The sequence below is a fragment of the Vibrio sp. MED222 genome (genome assembly GCF_000153005.1).
GTDB lineage: Bacteria > Pseudomonadota > Gammaproteobacteria > Enterobacterales > Vibrionaceae > Vibrio > Vibrio tasmaniensis_A.
The window spans coordinates 73,945-94,440 of record NZ_CH902607.1 but is presented as its reverse complement, the minus strand read 5'-3'; the positions used below and the strand labels follow the sequence as shown (position 1 = coordinate 94,440).

Annotated in this window: 19 protein-coding genes; 1 reads left to right on the top strand and 18 read right to left on the bottom strand. The window is 43.3% G+C overall.

Features of this window, described 5'->3' with window-relative positions; all coding sequences use genetic code 11:
* Nucleotides 1-75 precede the first annotated feature (75 nt).
* The 3 genes from MED222_RS14290 to MED222_RS14300 form a co-directional block, all read right to left on the bottom strand.
* The gene (locus MED222_RS14290) at nucleotides 76-2,136 is read right to left on the bottom strand and encodes a TonB-dependent receptor (RefSeq protein WP_009846388.1); all 2,061 of its coding nucleotides are present in this window, start codon (nucleotides 2,134-2,136) and stop codon (nucleotides 76-78) included.
* Nucleotides 2,137-2,591: 455 nt separating this feature from the next.
* The gene (locus tag MED222_RS14295) at nucleotides 2,592-3,863 is read right to left on the bottom strand and encodes a condensation domain-containing protein (RefSeq protein WP_009846387.1); all 1,272 of its coding nucleotides are present in this window, start codon (nucleotides 3,861-3,863) and stop codon (nucleotides 2,592-2,594) included.
* 69 nt (nucleotides 3,864-3,932) lie between these two features.
* Nucleotides 3,933-4,709, bottom strand: a complete 777-nt coding sequence (locus tag MED222_RS14300; RefSeq protein ID WP_029223917.1) for an alpha/beta fold hydrolase — start codon at nucleotides 4,707-4,709, stop codon at nucleotides 3,933-3,935.
* Nucleotides 4,710-4,843: 134 nt separating this feature from the next.
* Between MED222_RS14300 and MED222_RS14305 the strand changes: the two genes are divergently transcribed.
* The gene (locus MED222_RS14305) at nucleotides 4,844-6,046 is read left to right on the top strand and encodes an MFS transporter (protein WP_009846385.1); all 1,203 of its coding nucleotides are present in this window, start codon (nucleotides 4,844-4,846) and stop codon (nucleotides 6,044-6,046) included.
* 377 nt (nucleotides 6,047-6,423) lie between these two features.
* On the opposite strand, the gene nadA is transcribed toward MED222_RS14305, so the two are convergent.
* The 15 genes from nadA to MED222_RS14380 form a co-directional block, all read right to left on the bottom strand.
* A complete protein-coding gene (nadA, locus tag MED222_RS14310) occupies nucleotides 6,424-7,485 on the bottom strand; it encodes a quinolinate synthase NadA (protein ID WP_009846384.1) in 1,062 nt (353 codons plus the stop codon).
* Nucleotides 7,486-7,694: 209 nt separating this feature from the next.
* Complete coding sequence (ybgF, locus tag MED222_RS14315) at nucleotides 7,695-8,477, bottom strand: tol-pal system protein YbgF (protein WP_009846383.1); 783 nt, start codon at nucleotides 8,475-8,477, stop codon at nucleotides 7,695-7,697.
* Nucleotides 8,478-8,510: 33 nt separating this feature from the next.
* A complete protein-coding gene (gene pal / locus MED222_RS14320; RefSeq protein ID WP_009846381.1) occupies nucleotides 8,511-9,053 on the bottom strand; it encodes a peptidoglycan-associated lipoprotein Pal in 543 nt (180 codons plus the stop codon).
* 111 nt (nucleotides 9,054-9,164) lie between these two features.
* Nucleotides 9,165-10,517 (bottom strand): Tol-Pal system beta propeller repeat protein TolB, encoded by a 1,353-nt coding sequence (gene tolB, locus MED222_RS14325; RefSeq protein WP_009846380.1) that lies wholly within the window; start codon nucleotides 10,515-10,517, stop codon nucleotides 9,165-9,167.
* Between the two features lie 12 nt (nucleotides 10,518-10,529).
* Nucleotides 10,530-11,597, bottom strand: coding sequence for a cell envelope integrity protein TolA (gene tolA / locus MED222_RS14330; RefSeq protein WP_017097725.1), 1,068 nt, complete (start codon nucleotides 11,595-11,597; stop codon nucleotides 10,530-10,532).
* A gap of 13 nt (nucleotides 11,598-11,610) precedes the next feature.
* Entirely contained in the window at nucleotides 11,611-12,054 is a 444-nt protein-coding gene (gene tolR, locus MED222_RS14335) for a protein TolR (RefSeq protein ID WP_009846378.1), read from the bottom strand.
* A 3-nt stretch (nucleotides 12,055-12,057) separates the two neighbouring features.
* Entirely contained in the window at nucleotides 12,058-12,741 is a 684-nt protein-coding gene (gene tolQ, locus MED222_RS14340; RefSeq protein ID WP_009846377.1) for a protein TolQ, read from the bottom strand.
* Nucleotides 12,731-13,168: a tol-pal system-associated acyl-CoA thioesterase gene (gene ybgC, locus MED222_RS14345; RefSeq protein WP_017104273.1), complete on the bottom strand. Its 438-nt coding sequence runs from the start codon at nucleotides 13,166-13,168 to the stop codon at nucleotides 12,731-12,733. The genes tolQ and ybgC overlap by 11 nt, the downstream gene beginning before the upstream one ends.
* A 172-nt stretch (nucleotides 13,169-13,340) precedes the next feature.
* Complete coding sequence (ybgE, locus tag MED222_RS14350) at nucleotides 13,341-13,643, bottom strand: cyd operon protein YbgE (protein WP_009846375.1); 303 nt, start codon at nucleotides 13,641-13,643, stop codon at nucleotides 13,341-13,343.
* Complete coding sequence (gene cydX / locus MED222_RS21835; protein WP_000270284.1) at nucleotides 13,636-13,743, bottom strand: cytochrome bd-I oxidase subunit CydX; 108 nt, start codon at nucleotides 13,741-13,743, stop codon at nucleotides 13,636-13,638. Before cydX ends, ybgE begins: the two co-directional genes overlap by 8 nt.
* 31 nt (nucleotides 13,744-13,774) lie before the next feature.
* Complete coding sequence (cydB, locus tag MED222_RS14360) at nucleotides 13,775-14,911, bottom strand: cytochrome d ubiquinol oxidase subunit II (protein WP_009846374.1); 1,137 nt, start codon at nucleotides 14,909-14,911, stop codon at nucleotides 13,775-13,777.
* A gap of 13 nt (nucleotides 14,912-14,924) precedes the next feature.
* Entirely contained in the window at nucleotides 14,925-16,511 is a 1,587-nt protein-coding gene (cydA, locus tag MED222_RS14365; RefSeq protein ID WP_009846373.1) for a cytochrome ubiquinol oxidase subunit I, read from the bottom strand.
* Between the two features lie 552 nt (nucleotides 16,512-17,063).
* Nucleotides 17,064-18,080 carry a Holliday junction branch migration DNA helicase RuvB gene (ruvB, locus tag MED222_RS14370; protein WP_009846372.1) on the bottom strand — a complete coding sequence of 339 codons (1,017 nt, stop codon included), beginning with the start codon at nucleotides 18,078-18,080 and terminating at the stop codon, nucleotides 17,064-17,066.
* 103 nt (nucleotides 18,081-18,183) lie between these two features.
* A complete protein-coding gene (gene ruvA / locus MED222_RS14375; protein ID WP_009846371.1) occupies nucleotides 18,184-18,795 on the bottom strand; it encodes a Holliday junction branch migration protein RuvA in 612 nt (203 codons plus the stop codon).
* A 92-nt stretch (nucleotides 18,796-18,887) separates the two neighbouring features.
* Nucleotides 18,888-20,348 carry a methyl-accepting chemotaxis protein gene (locus MED222_RS14380; protein ID WP_009846370.1) on the bottom strand — a complete coding sequence of 487 codons (1,461 nt, stop codon included), beginning with the start codon at nucleotides 20,346-20,348 and terminating at the stop codon, nucleotides 18,888-18,890.
* Between the last annotated feature and the right edge of the window lie 148 nt (nucleotides 20,349-20,496).

Genomic DNA, 20,496 nt, shown 5'->3' with positions numbered 1-20,496 from the left:
TTAAACATTTTGACAACCGTTTGGGATCAATAAACGCCTTGCTTTGAGCAAGGCGTTTTTATTATATCTAACCGATTAGAAGTACAATTCTACTGAACCACCAATTTGGCGAGGTGCTTGCTTCGTAATATCGTCTCCACCGAAATTGAATGTTTCTTTCTGAGAATCAAACAAGTTTGTAGCGAATAAAGACATACGTCCGTTAGTAAACACATACGCAACTTGTGCATTTGCAACCCAGTAAGCATCAATACTCTGGTTAGCTGAGTTTTCAACGTCACTGAAGTAATCTCCAGTGTAATTCGCATTACCACTCAATTCGAAATTCTCAGCAAACATGTATAAAGCACCGAAGCTTGCCGTCAAAGAAGGGGCACGAGCGAGTTCTTTTGAGCTATTAGCATGATCTTTGTAGCTTGTTTTCAACAAACCAAGTGAAGCCAATAGCTCTAGGTTAGATGTTGTTAACCAACGGCTTCCTAGTTCTGCACCGTAAGTATATGCTTCATCAACATTATCAACTTTCACATCACCTTTTGATGAAGTCTCCAGTACTTGGAAATTATCATAGTCGTTGTAGAAGACGTTAGTTGTTAACTCAAGTTCATTATCTAGCAGACTATGGCGAGTGAAGAATTCATAGTTCCAAACGTATTCGTCTTCATACGTATATGAAGAAAATGCCCACGTTTTGTTATTGAAGCCAACACCGCCACCTCCAGAGTTAAAGCCCTTAGCTGCTCGGATACCCACGGTTTGATCTGATTCAGGCTTATAGGCAACTTCAAGCTTAGGAAGGAATACATTTGATGTTTCATCATAATCTAAGCCGAAGCGACCCGGGGCAACATAGCGTTTTTTGCTTTCGCGTTCGAATCGCCCTGCCGCTACAACTTCGATGCTCGGCATCACCAAGTACGTCACTTCAGCGAATGCCGACATAGCACGGTTTTTGCCTTCCATTGGTATAGATGACCCAGTCTGTTCAAATACATCATCATCTTCAGATTTGAAGTAGCGTAAACCAAACAAACCAGAAAGATCTTCGCTAAGGGAATCAAATCGAACCAAAGGCTCTATTTGGAACTCATTACCTTTCGATTTGAAATCCTGCTTTCTGCCCGCAGGATCAGTGATTCGATCGTAGGTGCGATCGGTGTAGATCAAATTATTTTCGAACACTAACGTATCTGAGATGTCATAAGATACATCCCAAATGCCGCTTGTTGACTGAGTTTCGTAAACAGCTCTATTGATCTTTGTCTGTTGAGATTCAGATTGAGGTCCAACGGTATCCATATGGGCAATCGTTAACGTGGTTTTGAACCCAGGAAGGCCTGCTGGCTCTAGTAAAAATTTACCGCGAGCTGTCGTCATCTCAATTCGATTAGGGTCACCGACAGGTTCATAGGCAGTAAGGTCTGCATAACTACTGCGTTTTTGTTGATCAACACTCAACCTGAAGGCCAGTTGATCTTCAAGTATTGGCGCTGAGATTACCGCAGCGGTTTGAGAATAGTCTTGCTGACCAATAGCAGCCTTAACTTTGCTCTCAAAATCGTAAGTCGGATCATTGGATTTTAAAACGATAGCACCCGCAGAAGCATTTCGACCTTGGACATAGCTTTGCGGTCCAAGATAAATTTCCGCTTGCTGCATATCCCATAAAGAGCGAGGACCGAACGCGACTTCAGAATAGCTGAGTGAGCGTCCATCAATTGAAAGATTCAATCTTGGCACAGAGCCACCAAAGGCTGCAAGACCACCGAATGAAGGACCTGACCCATCAACACCACGAATCGATGGTAGGTTATTACCCTGACCTGAATCTACAATGTTCGGTGTTAGCTGCAGCAAGTCATCGACCTCAGATGCACCTGGAGTAGTCGCAATACGATCTTCATCATACACATGCACGCTTGAGCCCGTATCATAAATCGAACGTTCTATTTTCTCGCCATACACGGTAACTTCAAAAGTAGTTTTTTCTTCGTTAGCGGTAGTTTCATTATTATTGTTCGTCGCTGCAAAAGCTTGACCACTGACACAAAGTCCCATGATGATTGCAGATAAAGTACGTAGCTTGAATTTGCTATTTCCTAGCTCATTCACTGCCGCGGGGCGTAATGCTGTCATTTAAAATTCTCCTTGATTAAGCATTAACTTTAGGTGGGCTCATGTACGGCATTTATAAGGAAAACTAGGGAAGACATTCAAAGGTTGAAAACGCAACAACTCAAAACGAGTATCAGCTGTACTTCCTTAGCTCCTTATTGACCACTGCTTTAATACATGAGCCAAAATTCCGACTAAAAAACGTCACATTGAACAAGGCCTAAATCACTCAACGAATAAATTGAAAAATGATTTTCCTTTCAATGACCTGACGAATTTTCAACCGTACTTTATCGGTTGCATATTTAAATGTAAAGCATTCTCATTTGATATTGATAATAATTATCATTTTTAACGATTAGCTTGGGTTTGGCATTCTGATTTTTGATGGTTAGAGCACCTAACGAGATGCCCTATTCATAAGGAGGGTTGAAACAAAAATTTAAAAAATAAGACAGCATTAAGCTTATGCAGAATTAATCTAAGACAGAATTTAGAGCTTTAGATAGGTACTTTAGTAAATGATTAGCATGATCAGTTAGTTCATGCAGTTCAAAGAGGCTGCTCTCTGCCTCTATCTTTAAAGACATGTTTTTCGCTTGCCTTGAGCCGCGAAAGGTTACGTTAAACCCGTCCGCAATTCCACCAGCAATAATACGACGTTTCGTTGAGCACCCATGAAATTCTGTCGATTCAAAAGGCAAAATATTAATGAATGGTGAAATAAAATAGTGTCCGCCAGATGTGCATTTATTCTCTACTCGATACCGTCCATGGCAATAATTTCCCCTAAGCTCTTTTACCGCCCTTCTGAGATATGAATCCACCGACTCATCATCGGCAACCTCTCCGATATAAGGAATAGTATTGACCATTAATGACGGTAGGTTTGCACAAGGATTACCCATTCTATTCATAAATGGTAGCCACACAGGCAAAGGAAAAGACGTCTGTTCGTCTGATCGCCAATGCCTATAAAGATACGCTGTACACAGTAAGGTGAGAATGTCACTCCAACCAATCATTAATTGCTTAGATACCGTGATAAGAGAATCACTAATCGACTCAGGAACATCCCTCTCACAATAAACTGTATCAGATACCGAGATATCGTGGTTACTCAGCGTCAGATTGGCTGAATCAAGATAATTACCCCAATAAGATCGGTCAACATCGAAACGGTCACTGTGCAAATAATCGGTGTTTTCTTTGAGGTAAACCTCGAACGTCTTAAAGCGGTGTGTAGGCTCGGTGTTATTCATTAAACACAGATAAAGCTCCGAACAACGCTGCTCAATTAGACTCATACTGTAACCATCGACCGCAATATGATGAGTTCTCAGATACCAAAGTACTTGCTGTGCTCCAACAACATAGAGCTGTACTTTTGTAATCACATCCTTTTCCAAATCAATGGCCGTCTCGACATCAGAGCGCAAATATGCATTTACTTGTTCTTGCGCGCTTTCTTCTCCGCGTAGATCGATGACCTCCACTGTGGGTTTTGCGTCAAAACAAACCATTTGAACTGGATAATGCTGATCTTCCAATCGTCGAAATCTAAGAAGCAAAGCTTCCGCTTCTGAAACAGTCTGATTAATGGCATCAGCTAATTTTTCGAGATCGATAGAGCCTGAAATTTCCAAACAATGGGCTACTGTCGATAAAGGCCTATCTGGATGTTGAACGAATTCGTCCCAATACGCTTCCTGCGCATTAGTCAGTGGATACCAATCTTGGCGAGTCATTATGCTTTTTACCCAATTGATTAAGTTATTCGTAAGCCGCACGCACCTGCATCAATAACAAAGTACGTTCTACTTATTGTTGCCATGTTGCGACAGAAAGCGCTTGATCATTGAACCTACAATATCAGGTGCTTCTTGATGTGACGCATGTGCTGTCTGCGGAATGTTGGCAAAACAGCTGCCAGAAATTTTGCCTTTTAAAGCCACTGCCTCATCAAGAGAAAATATAAAATCGTTATCCCCTCTCATAATCAATGTTGGACAAAGAATCTGTTCAACTAAACCACAAGGATAACCCGACGCCGTTTTATCAAACCAAGCCTCTTTAACTGCATCAACCAGCTTAGGAAAATCTGGTTCTGGGTTAGTTGCCTCGTACAAAGCAACGTCGTCAGAGAACCTGTTGCGCCAAAAATCCGGAGTTAAACTGGATAATAGTTTCATAGATGGATCATCAATATTCACCTGCCATTGTGAACCGAGTGTCACCAAGCAAGAAACCCTATTTGGTTCTTGAGCGGCTAAGCGGTAGCCTACAATGCCGCCATCACTGAAACCAAATATCGAATATTGCTTAATTCCTAAAGCGTCGAGTACGGAATGAGCATCTTGCTGATACTGGCTGTAACTAAGTCGTAACCCCCCTAGCTCCGACTTACCATGTCCACGCAAATCGAGACTTATTAATTGATAATTGTCGAATAAATACTTGCGTAACGGCTCTAATTCATGGATTGACCCAAGTCCACCATGAAGCATCAACAGCGGTTCACCAGTAAGATTACCCGATATCTCGTAATATATAGTTGAGCCATTGACGTTTATATAACTACTTGTATTTATCATTTTTCTTCCACTTCGAACTCTTTCAATTAATTTAACTGATAATGATAATCTTTTCCATTAATGCTTTTATTGGCATTATATCGGTTGTATATTTGATGCTCCATACATTGTAGCCAAACTAAAAAAGCCACTTTATGAGTACTATTAAACAGTTATTTGTATTAAACGCTGTCTGTATGACAGCGATGATGTCGATCATTCCAGTGATCGGTCCGATTATTCGCGAAGTTGGTTTAATGGAATGGCATGGTGGCTTGGTGGTCGCTATGTCGGGAATAGCTTGGCTTCTTAGCGCAAAAAAATGGGGGGAGACCAGTGACAAGAAGGGACGAAAACCCGTATTGCTAGTCGCTACTTTAGGCTATGCGTGCTCTTTTATCCTCATGACGATATGGCTAGATCTATCCCTGAAAACAACCTTTCACTCACTCATCATACTCATAGGAATGATCGTTGCTCGCACATTCGTCGGCCTGTTTTTAGCGGCTATTACGCCTATTAGCACTGCGTTAGTGGCAGATATTACCTCGCCCAAAGAGCGACAAAGTGCCATGGCAAGTATTGGGGCAGCAAGTGCAATAGGGCTAGTTGCAGGGCCAGCTTTAGGTGGAATGTTATCTCAATACTCTCTGACACTGCCGTTGTACGTATTGTCAGTATTCCCATTCATCGCCTGGGTTACGATCAAGATCCGCTTACCTGAAACAACAATAATCCACGAGCCTTCCGAGAATACTCTAAGCTTTTTTGACCAACGACTTCGCTTCCCGGCACTCGCTATGTTCGCTTGTATGTTTGCTGTTATAACAGCCCAGATCATCATTGGATTTTTAATACTCGACCGCATCCGAGATACATCGGAACAAGCAGCTCAGCTGTCTGGTATCGTTTTGACCATCACTGGAATCACGTTAGGCATCACACAAGCTTTCTTAGCCAAAATGAAAAACAACGTATTACTAAAGAGTTTCATGATGGGTCCAATAATGGCATGTGCTGGCCTCGGTATTGTGTCAGTAGCACACTCAGCTACGCTTCTTATTACAGGCTATATATTTATGGCAATAGGGTTGGGACTCTTGTTTCCGGCGATACAAGCTATCACCGCCAACTCAGTAGATATGAACGAACAAGGTGCAGCTTCAGGTACAATTTCTGCCATCCAAGGGCTATCTTCCATTGTGGGGCCAATCACTGCAACGATACTTTATCAATACAACCAAAGCCTCCCATATTGGGTCGCCGCTTCGCTGATGGCCGGACTATTTCTGTTCGTACTCATGAATCAATCTAAATTCAATTCTCAATTTGAACACACTGATACGGAAATAGCGTAGAAAAATTAATGTCAGTCACAGTAAGTAAGTGAACATAAATCGCTCAGGAAAAGGGCTTGAGAACAAGGCAGCTCTTTTCGACAAGAAACTTCGATAAGTCGTTATTCTACAATCAAGATTTCTAACGATGTTATCAAGTGATTTAACAAACTAGGCTGACCCATTGTTTACTATTATAGGTATTGCTAATAGTGGTATTTGCTACGATTGGTCATACCTAGTGTAAATTGCAGCAGCTAATGAGACTAGACTAAGGCGAATATTCAGATACAAAAAACCAGCACTGCGGCTGGTTTTTTTAATGATGACAAATGCACCACATTATAAAGACTGCAGAGTTATAAATATTGGATTATTTATAACCTCACGTCATTAGATTAAGCGTTACCTTTTACCTGCACATTTAATTGCTCAGCAAAATCTAGCATGCGGTTCAATGGGATAAGGGACTTCACGCGCAGTTCGTCAGAAACGAAGATCTCGTGTTGCTCGCCACCATTCTCAAGCGCATTTTCAATCGCTTCAAGGCCGTTCATTGCCATCCAAGGACAGTGCGCGCAGCTTCGACAAGTTGCACCGGCACCTGCTGTCGGCGCTTCAATAAGTTCTTTTTCAGGAACCAGTTGCTGCATTTTGAAGAAGATACCTTTGTCAGTCGCGACAATCATCTGTGGATGAGGCAGCTCTTTTGCTTTCTTGATCAGTTGACTTGTTGAACCAACAGCGTCAGCCAGTTCAACCACGCTTGCTGGTGATTCTGGGTGAACCAAAATAGCCGCTTCTGGGTATACTGATTTCATTTTCTTCAAAGCATCAGCTGAGAACTCGTCATGAACAATACACTCACCTTGCCAAAGCAGCATGTCAGCGCCAGTTTGATTTGCGATGTAAGAACCTAGGTGACGGTCTGGACCCCAAATAATGGGTTTGCCTTCAGCGTCTAGGCTTTCAACGATTTCTAGAGCGATGCTCGACGTAACTACCCAGTCTGCACGAGCCTTAACAGCCGCAGAGGTATTCGCGTATACAACCACTGTATGGTCAGGGTGAGCATCACAAAATTCTGTAAACTTGTCTGCAGGACAGCCAAGATCAAGAGAACATTCAGCTTCTAGTGTTGGCATTAGAATGCGTTTTTCAGGTGTAAGAATCTTTGCTGACTCCCCCATAAAACGAACGCCAGCGATGATCAAAGTGCTTGCCGAATGGCGGTTACCAAACTTAGCCATTTCTAATGAATCGCCAACAAAACCACCAGTTGCTTCAGCCAGGGCCTGAATTTCAGGATCTGTGTAGTAGTGTGCAATTAGAACTGCATCTTTTTCTTGAAGTAGTGTTTTGATGTTTGCGATGTGGGCCTGCTTCTGAGCGTCGCTCAGTGGAACTGGCTTAGGCGGAAACGGGTAAACTGTATCGATTTTATCTAGTATATGACTCATTGCTCTTGCTCTACGCAACTTCTTCCGAGAATTAGAGTATTCTACACAGGACAGCGATTGGGATCAAAAAGGATTGGTTTCAAGCGATGACTAACTAATGCTTAAAACGCATAAACAAAGCGATGCGTTGGCATTACAAAGAAGAGAAGTAGACACAAAACGAAAGTGATCAGATATAAAAAAGAGGTACCTGAGCACCCCTATTTTGTTTACAAGTGGGTTTTAGCCACTTTAGCCGAAGCACTGTTTGGATACTCGGTTACAACTTGCTGGTAATATTTCTTAGCTTGCGTCGCGTTGTTGTTACGCGTAGCTATGTCACCAAGCTTAACCAGAGCATCAGAGCGCTTGTTGGAGTCTTTGTATGACACAACAGCGGCAAAGCTCTTCACTGCTTCCTTATCTTGCTTTTTAGCGAAATAAAGCTGACCTAACCAATAATGGGTGTTAGGCGTGAAGGTCGAGTCTGGGAAGTCTTTTTGAAACTTTTGGAATGCTGCAATAGCACCCGTGTAGTCTCGCTGCTTTAGAATCATATCTACAGCATTCTGATAAGCTGTTTGCTCATCAACATCAGTACTGAACGTACCAGAAGCATCCTTAGAGCCTTCGCTCGCTGCTACTGCTACCGTTGCTGTTCCTGCTGCTTTCACCTCGCCTCTCACACGATCCAGTTCAATGAACAATTCACGTTGGCGCTCGAGCATTTGTTTCATATCGTAGCTGTTTCGCTCCAACTCACCACGAAGTTCACTGATCTCCAGTGACATATCGTCGATTTGTTGCTGCATTTGAAGCTGAACGAGATTACGATTTTGAAGCAAGCGCTCTAAACGCTCAATATCTGATTCGTTAGATGCTGATCGAGAGGAAGATGATGAATTTGTTGCGGTGCTATTGAGATCGGATACTGGAGCTGGTGCAGCGAACGTGGTGTTCGCTGCACTTGCCAGTAACGAAAGCAAAATGACTCGCTTTGTGTTACTGAACATGAGGCAATTCCTCAATTATATAGCCTACTGAAATTAGTAAACTAGTACTGCACGACGGTTTTTAGCGTACACGTCTTCAGATTGACCTAGAAGAAGTGGCTTCTCTTCACCGTAGCTTACGATAGAGATTTGGTCTGCTTGAACACCTAGAGCTTGTAGGTATTTCGCTACAGCTTGTGCACGACGCTCACCAAGTGCGATGTTGTACTCAGGAGTACCGCGCTCATCAGCATGACCTTCAACAGTAACGTTCATATCAACGTTCTTAACTAGGTATGCTGCGTGAGCTGCAAGCATTTCTTCGTAGTCGCCAGCGATAGTAGAGTTATCGAATGCGAAGTAGATTGTTTGAGTTTCGCGTAGCGCTTGCTCTTTAAGCTCTTGCTCAGACAGTTGACCGTTAGCGTCAATTGGCGTTACAACAGTTGTATCTACGTTGCCTTCTGAACCTGAAGTTGTTTGGTTGCTTTCTGTGCCAGATGTTGCAGAAGTTGCTTCATCAGTTGAGCTACATGCCGTTACTGCCATCACTGGTAGTGCAATCATCAAGCCTTTAAGAACTTTGTTAAGTTGCATCTTTTTTTCCTTACGTTATCAAACTTAGTTTCTACAGCGACTAAGTGCTATAGATAGTTAAATGCCACAATAGTTAACACTATCAATAGCTAAAAGAATGTATCAAATCAACTAGAGAAACGGTGACCACGAAGGCGCTCTTACGCGTCCGTTCGTTGCCGGTAATCTAGCCTTAAAACGACCGTCGATAGAAACCATCGATAGTACGTTTGTTTTATTGTAAATAGAGCTATAGATAACCATACCTCCATTCGGTGCAATACTTGGAGATTCATCTAACAATGTTTTTGTTAGCACCTGAACCGCACCGGTTTCCAAATCTTGTTTAGCCAAGTTAAAACCCGAATTGCTACGATTAACCATAATCAGGAATCGTCCGTCAGGGGTGATCTGGCCACCTAAGTTTTGGCTACCTTGCCAAGTAATACGAGATGTCGAATTATTTGACAAATTTACATTATAAATCTGTGGTTTACCACCACGATCAGATGTGAAAATTAGAGACTTGCCATCTGGGTGCCAGAATGGTTCAGTATTGTTAGAACGACCGCGGGTAATTTGAGTCAGCTTACGGCTAGCAAGGTCGAGTGTGTACACCTGAAGACTGCCTGTTTTCGACAATACCAACGCCAATGTTTTACCATCTGGCGAGAATCTTGGCGCACCATTATGACGAGGGTATGACGTCACTTTCTCGCGCTCACCCGTGTAAATATTCATTATGAATATTTCAGCTTGGCCATTTTGGAAACTCACATACGCAAGCTTCTTACCGTCTGGCGACCATGCTGGTGACATAAGAGGTTGCTTAGAACGAAGCACCAAACGCTCGTTAAAGCCGTCGTAGTCAGCAACACGAAGCTGGTACGGGTATTTGTCTTTGTCGTTCACAACTACGTAAGAAATACGCGTTAGAAACGCCCCTTTCTCACCCGTTAGCTCTTCATACACTAAATCAGAGATTCGGTGTGCGTACTCTCTCAAGCGTTTACCAGGCACTGTCGCTTTCTTGTTGAACAGCACATGATCTTTAGAAAGTACTAATTGGCCTTCATCGCTTAGTGCACGGCTTTGCCCTTTAGTCAGTTGACCACGGACAATGTCGATCAACTGGTAGTTAACGACGTATTGCCCTTCAGCATTTTTAGTAATGCTACCCGTTAGCAGTGAATCAACACCTAGGTTAGTCCAAGCATCAAAATTCACCTCGGTTTCGCTGTAAGGCGTTTGAGGCATTTTACTTGTCGCAACTGGGCTGAATTTACCACTGCGTTGCAAGTCAGAAGCGATAACTGCTGACACATCGTGCGGCAATGGTCCTGCGCCTTCCCAACGGAAAGGAACAATAGCGATAGGTCGTGCAGAGTTAATACCATCTGTAATAACCAGCTCCAGTGCCGCATGGGCAAACTGGCTGCTTGTAGCTATTAAGAAAACAAAACTCAGTAATAGTTTCTTTAACACAAGTTCGTCCTTTTACTCTGGTGATACAGTTAAGTTAATGTCTTTCAGTGATTTTATAATGTCTGGGTCCTTAGGTAACGGGTAAGATTGCACTTGTGCTACCGCACGCTTCGTTGCCGCACATAAGCGACTGTCACCATCTAAGATACTCAATCTACCTAATATCGCATTAGATCCCGTTGGAATAAGCTTTAGGTTCACTCGACATGAACGACCTCTGTAGCTGTCTTCTAACAACAAGTTTTGTTGAATGAGTTGGGTATAGATAGCACCATAACGCTGCGCTTCATCACTAATAAATTGTTGTCTAGCTGAAGAGTTTTGAGTCGCTTCAGTTTCAAGCCCAGCAAAAATATCGTTCAATGCCGCTTCTTGCTGTTTACGCTCTTTCTCCGCTCTTGCTGCAGCTTCTTTTGCTTTACGAGCTTTTTCTGCTGCGGCTGCCGCTTCTTTCTCTTTCGCTATACGTTGTTTCTCAGCACGCTCAGCGGCTTCTTTTTCTTTACGGGCTTTTTCAGCGGCCTCTTTCGCGGCTTTTTCTTTCGCCACGCGTTCTTGTTCAGCTTTAGCAATGGCCGCTTCTTTTGCCTTGCGTTCTTTTTCTGCTTTCACAACCGCGGCTTCTTTCAACTTACGATCAGCTTCTGCTTTAGCGGCTTTCTTTTTCTCTTGTTTTAAGCGAGCCTCTTCAACTTTACGTTGCTTTTCATTTTCAACTCGACGCTTTTCCGCGTCGCGAGCCGCTTTGGCTTCTTTAGCTTGCTTTTCTTTCAGCTTTCGAATGTTCTCTTCTTCAGCTTTACGATTTTTTTCAAGTCGTTCGCTTTCACGTCTTAGTTTATCTAAACGCTCTTGCTCTTTTTTGCTCGCCGCTTCTCTTTGTTGACGAATCTGTTGAGCTTGCTGGCGAACCAACTGAGGATCAATCACCACAGCTTGAACCATCTGCCCTGTAGGCTTTGGCTCTGACATGGTGAAATCCGCTCCCCAAATGAGCGCAACGAATAAAACGACGTGCAGCCCAAGAGAAATAAGAAGCGGTGATCTAAAATTATTGGATTTTTTATTATTCGCTTTCATGAATGCTACGGAGCTATTCCCTTATATCCGTTAAAAGGCCAACCTTTGGCACACCTGCACGGCTTAATTCATCAAGTAAGATAACCACTTCAGCGTAAGGCGTTGCAGCATCACCGCCAACCGCCACTGGAGAATTTGGGTTCAGAGACAGTTCCGCCTTCACTCGGACGATAATATCTTCCAGAGACAAGCCTCGCTGAACCTCTTCGTTATTAACACTCAAACCAAGCTCACCATCTTTGTTCACTTCAACGATAATGAAACTCGCGTTGTCGTCACCCAATAGATCTTGTGCAGATTTGGCCGTTGAAGCTTGAGGCAATTCAACATCTACGCCTTGAGTAACAAATGGCGAAGTCACCATAAAAATGATCAGCAAAACAAGCATAACGTCGATGTAAGGTACAACGTTAATCTCTGCTGTCATTTTGCGTTTTTTAGGTTGGTATCCGGCCATCTATTATTCCCTGCCAGCCATCGCTTGACGGTGAAGAATGCTATGGAACTCTTCAGAGAAAGTCGCGTAGTTGTGCTCTAACTTACCAACTCGGCTGCTAAAACGGTTATACGCCATCACAGCGGGAATCGCCGCGAATAAGCCCATTGCTGTCGCGATCAGTGCTTCTGCAATACCAGGAGCAACCATTGCTAATGTCGCTTGCTTCACTTCACCTAATGCGATGAATGAGTGCATGATGCCCCAAACCGTACCAAATAGGCCGATGTATGGGCTGATAGAACCGACAGTCGCCAAAAAGGGTAAGTTAGTTTCCAGTTCATCAACTTCGCGGGCAACCGCAACACGCATTGCACGACCAGTGCCTTCCATGATGAAGTCTGGAGACGCTGCATTTGATTTTCGAAGGCGAGCAAACTCTGTAAAGCCGGCGTAAAAAATCTCTTCAGTACCAGAGAGTTCGTCTTTGCGCTTATTACTCTCTTGATACAATTTAGCGAGATCAACACCAGACCAGAACTTATCTTCAAACACGTCAGTTTGTTTAGTAGCTTGAGATAATACTTTGCTTCGTTTGATGATCATCGCCCAAGAAACAACAGACATGCCCATGAGAATTAGCATGACCATCTTAACTAGTAAGCTAGCTTCTAAAATTAGGCCTAAGATTGAGATTTCAGCAGTCACTATTCGTTAGCTCCGTGAGAATAAATGTTGGCATTGCTTTGGGTTTCATTTTTTGATTGTCGATACATGCTACCTTAACCATTGCTTTACACAATGCTTTGCCATCAGGATTTACGATCTCTTGACAGAAGACCAAGGTAGCTCGCTTCAACTCGTAAATATTTGTAATGACTTGTAAAGAATCATCAAGGCGCGCACCTTGAATAAAATCGATGTCCATATGTCGGACTACAAAACCGATATTTTGTTCTAACAAGACTTGCTGAGAGACGCCAATTGAGCGCAACATCTCAGTTCGAGCGCGTTCGAAAAACTTAAGATAGTTTGAATGGTATACAACACCACCTGCATCGGTGTCTTCGTAATACACTGTCACTGGCCACGTAAATGGCTTAGATAATCCCTGCAATTTGATACCACAATTCAAAACGATAAAGATCTCACTATAACCTAACTCCTTATCATTAATAGTATATCGCTGTGAATTTTTTGATTTAAGAGACGAAAAAAAAGGCCATCTGTATAAGATGACCTCTTTTTGGCTAAAAACCCAACAAGTATAAAGGTTCACGTCGTTATGAACCTAAATCCTTTGCCTTTTATAAAAGGCGCAGCACCGTTAGGTAGAGCAAAATTGTGAGTGAAACGTATGGGCTGAACAGTAGTTGCCACATCCAAGCTCTCGGCTTAAATCCGATACCGTAAACCATGCTTGAACATGCTGCCCAAATGAACATTGGCCCGATGATCGCATTAAAGCCACCGATGCTTGTCGCATACGCTTCAGGTTCCCACATCACTAAACCTACATGCATGAAACCCAATACTAGAGATAAAGCTCTTAACAGAGTCTTATCCATAGGTTGATGCAGTTTAGCGATTTGCTCTGCGAGATTACTCACTGTCTTTATCCATCATTTCTGAATGCTCTAACCATAGAGCATTGATGATGCCGAATGCACATGCTAGAAGTACACCCAAAATCCATGCGAAATACCACATAAAATTTCTCCTAAGTTATTTAACTTCTAGCTTAGTAAGCTGAAACGTCGTTATCTTCGATGTGTTTCTTATCTAGACGACCGAACATTTTGTAGTATGTCCACGTTGTGTAGCCAAGAATCACAGGAACCATTACCGCCGCAACTCCAGTCATAAGACCAAGCGTTAGCTCACTTGCTGTTGAATCCCACATAGTCAAACTATGGTTAGGATTCAGGCTTGATGGCATTACGAATGGGAACATTGCAAAACCAGCCGTTAGAATAACACCAGCGTTAGATAGGCTTGAGAACAAGAATGCGAAACCACCACGCTCAAAGCGAGATGCAATCACAGCAAGCAGTGGCATTACTACACCAAGAATCGGCGCAGCCCACATTGCTGGATATGTTTCGAAGTTTGTCATCCAAGCACCAACTTGAAGTGATACTTCTTTGTTTAGTGGGTTTGAATCAGCAAACGTGTCTATCGTGCTTGTAATTACATAGCCTTCGATAGATTGAACCCAGAAACCACCGATAACGAACAGAGCAATAGCAATTAGGCCAGTGATCTGAGCAACGTTACGTGCGCGGCTGTGCAGTTCTTCTGTTGTCTTCATTTGAAGCCATGTTGCACCTTGCATCACGAACAACATCAGAGCCAACACGCCACATAGCAATGCAAACGGGTTTAGCAGAGCGAAGAACGTACCATGATACTTAGACATCATCAGGTAGTTCAGTTCGAATGGAACACCTTGCAGTAAGTTACCAAACGCTACACCAAAGATGATTGGCGGAACTGTGCCACTAAAGCAAAGTGCGTAGTCCCATGCCTTACGCCATTTTGGCTCTTCAATCTTTGAACGGTAATCAAGAGCAAGTGGACGTAGCCAAAGTGCTGCTAGCGTCACGTACATTGCGAAGTAGAAACCAGAGAAAGACGTCGCGTAAACCAATGGCCATGCAGCGAACAATGCACCACCAGCCGTAATTAGCCATACTTGGTTGCCATCCCAGTGAGGGGCAATCGTGTTTAGCATAATACGACGTTCAGTGTCGCTCTTACCGATAACCGGTGAAAGAGCAGCAACACCCATGTCAAAGCCGTCAGTTACGGCGAAACCAACCAGTAGAACACCGATCAATACCCACCAAATAAGTCGTAAGCTTTCGTAATCAAACATAATATTCCCTCACTTATACTTCGACTGAACGGCTAACTTTGTCTTCAACAGAGTTATCGTTTTGTTCAAAGTGGTAACGGCCTGTCTTTAAGCTACTTGGACCTTTACGTGCGAATTTCAGCATTAGGTAAACTTCAGCAATCAAGAACACTGTGTACAGTGCAAGAATTGCAAATAGAGAAGTCCAAAGCTGTTCAATAGTCAGTGCTGATGCAGCAACGTTAACCGGCAGGATTTCACCCACCGCCCATGGTTGACGACCAAATTCAGCAACAAACCAACCTGCTTCAATCGCAATCCAAGGTAGTGGAATTGAGAATAGCGCCGCTTTAAGTACCCATGGTTTCTGTTCGATCTTCTGACGACACGTTTGAACAAACGCCGCACCGAATACAAACAGCATGATGAAGCCACAAGCAACCATCAGACGGAACGACCAGAATAGAGGCCAAACTGTTGGGATAGAATCATCCGCAGCCATTTGGATTTGGTCTTCTGTTGCATCAACAACGTCGTCTGTATAGCGCTTAAGAAGCAGTCCGTAACCTAGGTCACCTTTTACTTCGTCAAATGCCGCTTTGTTCTCTTCTGAACGGTCACCACCACGTAGCTTTTCAAGCAACTCATACGCATACATACCGGTACGAATACGATCAACGTGATCGTCGCGCAAGTCACGTAGTCCTGTTACTTCTGTATCAAAAGAACGTGTTGCAATGATGCCCATTACGTAAGGGATCTTAATTGCGTAGTCTGTGTGCATGGTTTCTTGGTTTGGAACACCAAACACAGTGAACGCGGCCGGTGCTTCTTCAGTGTGCCATTCAGCTTCAATAGCTGCTAGCTTCACTTTTTGAACTTCACCAAGCTCGTAACCAGATTCATCACCTAGCACGATTACTGACAAGATTGCCGCCATACCGAAAGATGCTGCAATCGCAAAAGAGCGACGAGCAAAGGCAAGGTCACGACCTTTAAGAATGTAGTATGAGCTGATACCAAGGATGAACATTGCACCCGTTGTGTAACCAGACGCTACTGTGTGTACGAATTTAACCTGTGCTACTGGGTTTAGTACAACTTCAGCGAAGCTCACCATTTCCATACGCATAGTTTCAAAGTTAAATTCTGCACCCACTGGGTTTTGCATCCAGCCGTTAGCTACCAAGATCCAAAGCGCAGAGAAGTTAGAACCAAGTGCTACTAACCACGTTACCGCTAAGTGTTGACGCTTTGACAATCTGTCCCAACCGAAGAAGAAAAGACCAACAAAAGTAGACTCTAGGAAGAATGCAACAAGCGCTTCGATAGCCAGCGGAGCACCAAAGATGTCGCCAACATAGTGAGAATAGTATGACCAGTTAGTACCGAACTGGAACTCCATGGTTAAGCCTGTCGCTACACCAAGAGCAAAGTTAATACCAAACAATTTACCCCAGAACTTAGTCATGTCCTTGTAAATTTGCTTGCCAGTCATTACATAAACTGACTCCATAATGGCAAGTAGAAATGCCATACCTAAAGTCAGTGGAACAAATAGGAAGTGATACATCGCTGTAAATGCAAATTGCAATCGCGACAGATCAACAACATCAATCATGGTAACTCCTTTGTGTCGGCTGAATGACACTTGTGTGATTATTCACCGCAAAAATCCGTGTTAAAACAATTCGTGAGATTGTTATTACAAATTGAAATTTGTAGTAAAAACGTACCGTTATAGTTAGATTATTGTTAAGCATGAGCTAATATAGCTGACGCTAATATTACTGGTAAAATCAGTATGTTTCAAAAGGTTTATAGGAGAACCTTGCGTTGATTTGTATCAATTTTATTCAAGCAAATTAGAGTTATTTTTGAACAGTTATGATTAAAATCACACCAATTATGTCTCTATTAATAGCAGCATATGATATCTGTGACAAAAGCTCAGCACTGCATCAACATATGAATTACAACTACCCATAAAGTATTAACAAAAAACATAACAGCTTATTTCACTTTTTGTTACTCAATTCAAACGTGAAATCAAAGTTTTCATTTTTGAGGGAGCTATTCAGCTTTTTTTATCGACTCGCTCAAAGAGTTGTTATTCAATAGAAAGCAAAAAATCCCAGCGCTTATGCAACTGGGATCTTTAAAAATGAATAAATTAACGATTAGATGGTTTATCGATGCCGAAGTGTAAATACGCTCTGTCGGTCGCGATTCGACCTCTTGGCGTTCTTTGTAGATAACCTTGTTGAATCAAGTAAGGTTCTAACACATCTTCAATGGTATCTCTTTCTTCACCAATCGCCGCAGCCATGTTGTCTATACCAACCGGCCCACCACCAAACTTCTCCATAATCGCAAGCAAAAGCTTCCTATCCATGTAGTCGAAACCTTTAGCATCGACATCCAACATGTTTAGCGCTTTATCAGCAACCTCTGGGCAAATATGTCCATCGCCTTTCACTTCCGCATAGTCACGAACACGGCGCAGTAAACGGTTAGCAATACGTGGCGTACCACGAGCTCGACGAGCAACTTCTAACGCCCCTTGCGATTCCATAGAAAGACCAAGACAATCAGCACTTCGTTGAACAATGTTTTGTAAATCTTCAACTTTATAGTACTCAAGACGCTGAGTAATACCGAAACGGTCACGCAACGGCGATGTCAGTGAACCAGCACGAGTGGTTGCGCCAATCAAAGTGAAAGGAGGAAGGTCGATCTTGATAGAACGTGCCGCTGGGCCTTCACCAATCATGATATCTAATTGGTAATCTTCCATTGCCGGATACAGAACCTCTTCAACCACAGGACTAAGGCGGTGGATCTCATCAATGAATAGAACATCATTTTCTTCAAGGTTGGTCAGCAATGCCGCCAAGTCACCTGCTTTTTCCAATACAGGTCCTGAAGTGGTACGAATGTTCACATCCATTTCATTAGCAACAATGTTTGCCAATGTGGTTTTGCCCAAGCCTGGAGGACCAAATATCAACAGATGATCGAGCGCCTCATTACGCATTTGTGCTGCTTTGATGAAAATTTCCATCTGACCACGGACGTGATCCTGACCTTGATAGTCAGCCAGTGCTTTAGGGCGTATTGCACGATCAATGACATCTTCATCTTTGAATACTGGGTTGTCCGGTGCAATAAGGCGATCGGCTTCAATCATAAATTCTGATATTCCTAACTATGCGCTTCTTGACGATGCGCTTCTTGACCCTGTGTAAAGGCAAAGTGAATGAATCTGTTTTGTAGAACGAGTATATGAGGTATTAAACCATCGATTTCAGAGCTTCGCGAATCAACTGTTCGCTGGTCATGCCATCTTTAGCCACTTGAGAAACCACCTTAGAAGCTTGGGTCGGCTTGTAGCCTAATGCAAGTAGTGCACTTACCGCTTCTTCTTCCGCGTCGTGCACCGTTGGCATAGAGTCCATTGGCGCTGCATCTGTTGCAGGTGTAAACAGGTCACCTGCGCCCCACCCTTTCAGGCGGTCTTTCATTTCAACGACCAGACGTTCTGCGGTTTTCTTACCAACACCCGGCAGTTTAACCAGCGTAGAGATATCTTCTCGTTCAACGCTTTGAACGAATTGGCTAGCGGTCATGCCTGAAAGAATCCCAAGACCAAGTTTAGGGCCGACACCATTAGCTTTAATCACTTCACGGAACAAGGCACGCTCTTTAACCGTGTTAAAACCATAAAGTAGCTGAGCATCTTCACGTACCACAAAATGAGTGTAGATAATTGCCTCTTCGCCTACGTTTGGTAACTCATAAAAACAGCTCATTGGCATTTGAACTTCATAACCAACACCACTGACTTCAATCAATAACTCTGGTGGCTGTTTTTCTATTAATGTACCGCGGAGACGTCCGATCACAATTCACTCTCTTGATGGAATTTAATTTGAAGGACAGAATATAAAAGAACTGGATACTTATCCAGTTCTTTGTGTTTTTTGAAGTGAATAATTTAGGCTTGTTTGGCTTGCGAGACCACGCTGTTCAAGCTCGCGACCAATTCTTTAACCGAAGTCACATGACCTGTTAGCTCAGAACCATAATTAGCGACTAAGCCTGACACCGATTTAGTTTCCGCCACACTTTGGGCAACGTCTGAACTGGCGAGATCGAGCTCTTTCAATGAGTTCATCTGCATCGCCATAATATTAGTCAGTTGGTTAACGTCGGTCGAGATGGTTTGCACCTCGGAGATAATCCCGTTCATTTCATTGGCCGTGGTTTCAATGATTGCTCTGCCATGCTCCACTTCCTCTTTACTTCGGTCTAACAAAGTTCGAATCTCTATCGCGGAATGACTGCTTTTCGCCGATAATTCTCGCACTTGATCAGCGACGACAGCAAACCCTCGTCCTTGCTCACCAGCACGAGCCGCTTCGATTGCCGCGTTGAGTGCTAATAGATTGGTTTGCTCAGCAACCGAAGTGATCAAATCAGCGACTTTCATTATCTCTTGATTACTTTGAATAATCTGGCTGATCGCATCGGTTGACGCTTCTAGTGACTCTGAGCTCTTTTGTGCCTTAGTACCAACCGCTTCGCTACGTTCTTTCAGTTCACCCACAAATGAATTGGATTCTTCGATACCTTGAGTCATTTGATGAAGTTGTTGGCTCATCTCTTCTGCAGCGCTCGCTTGAGATTCACAATTGACATTCAACACTTCGACTTGAGAATGCAAGTCTTGTGACTGCTGTTCTAAATGAACCGAAACAGCTTGTAGACTCTCTGAATTCGAATTGGCTTGATCAAGCACCACCGAGAGTCGCCCTTCACTTTGAGTCGCTTGATTGGCAATCTGTTGGCTTTCTGAAATCGCATCCTCTGCCATTTCGATCGCCACCTCTTTTTGCTTAGCGGTAAAGGCTTGAGCAATGCAGATGACCACCAGCGGCATGATCACGCCAGACCAAGTTTCAACCACCACCGCTTCCGGAGTTAATTCAAGCTGGGGAAATGCAAATCCATTGAGATGTGCTGAGGTCATCACTAATGAAACACCGATAACCAGTCCACTCCATACCAAAGCCACAATTCGTGTTCCTGATAAGAAAAAAGCGACCACTAACAAAGGCACCCAATAAGCTTGAGTGGAAGCCACAACTCCACCGCTTTGATAGATGATGTTCAACGCGTGAACAGCCATACCGACAAAACCAAAGTTAAGTGCAAGGCTCGGCTTACTCGTCACACGAAGTAGCAGTGCAGAGATCAGTTCGAATACGATAAGAAATACAGATGTGGCGATCAGAAGTTGCTCTTCGTGCTTAGTCCACTTGATTAAGCTATAGACACCCACGAAGAATGCGATAAAAGTGAAGAGTAATAAGATATCGGCTTGTCTGACTTCGTTGTTACTCCAGCCATTGCTTTTAGGTAGAAACAGCGCGCGCCACAGCTTGATTGGGTTCATCAGTGATCATCCTTGATTAACTTGTAAGACCTCCGACCAATGTTAATAACATGTTAAATGATACGCAATGTTATTATCTGGGTTCTGTTCGAAAGATCTCATTTCATCAAGGATTTAGGTGCGTATTGTTTTGATATGAGCCAAACGG

Coding starts and splice junctions, on each gene's coding strand:
- MED222_RS14305 (WP_009846385.1), top strand. CDS start 4,844: ATGAGTACTATTAAACAGTTATTTGTATTAAACGCTGTCTGTATGACA.
- MED222_RS14300 (WP_029223917.1), bottom strand. CDS start 4,709: ATGATAAATACAAGTAGTTATATAAACGTCAATGGCTCAACTATATAT.
- MED222_RS14380 (WP_009846370.1), bottom strand. CDS start 20,348: ATGAACCCAATCAAGCTGTGGCGCGCGCTGTTTCTACCTAAAAGCAAT.
- tolA (WP_017097725.1), bottom strand. CDS start 11,597: ATGAAAGCGAATAATAAAAAATCCAATAATTTTAGATCACCGCTTCTT.
- MED222_RS14290 (WP_009846388.1), bottom strand. CDS start 2,136: ATGACAGCATTACGCCCCGCGGCAGTGAATGAGCTAGGAAATAGCAAA.
- cydB (WP_009846374.1), bottom strand. CDS start 14,911: ATGTTTGATTACGAAAGCTTACGACTTATTTGGTGGGTATTGATCGGT.
- cydA (WP_009846373.1), bottom strand. CDS start 16,511: ATGATTGATGTTGTTGATCTGTCGCGATTGCAATTTGCATTTACAGCG.
- ruvB (WP_009846372.1), bottom strand. CDS start 18,080: ATGATTGAAGCCGATCGCCTTATTGCACCGGACAACCCAGTATTCAAA.
- cydX (WP_000270284.1), bottom strand. CDS start 13,743: ATGTGGTATTTCGCATGGATTTTGGGTGTACTTCTAGCATGTGCATTC.
- pal (WP_009846381.1), bottom strand. CDS start 9,053: ATGCAACTTAACAAAGTTCTTAAAGGCTTGATGATTGCACTACCAGTG.
- tolR (WP_009846378.1), bottom strand. CDS start 12,054: ATGGCCGGATACCAACCTAAAAAACGCAAAATGACAGCAGAGATTAAC.
- nadA (WP_009846384.1), bottom strand. CDS start 7,485: ATGAGTCATATACTAGATAAAATCGATACAGTTTACCCGTTTCCGCCT.
- MED222_RS14295 (WP_009846387.1), bottom strand. CDS start 3,863: ATGACTCGCCAAGATTGGTATCCACTGACTAATGCGCAGGAAGCGTAT.
- ybgF (WP_009846383.1), bottom strand. CDS start 8,477: ATGTTCAGTAACACAAAGCGAGTCATTTTGCTTTCGTTACTGGCAAGT.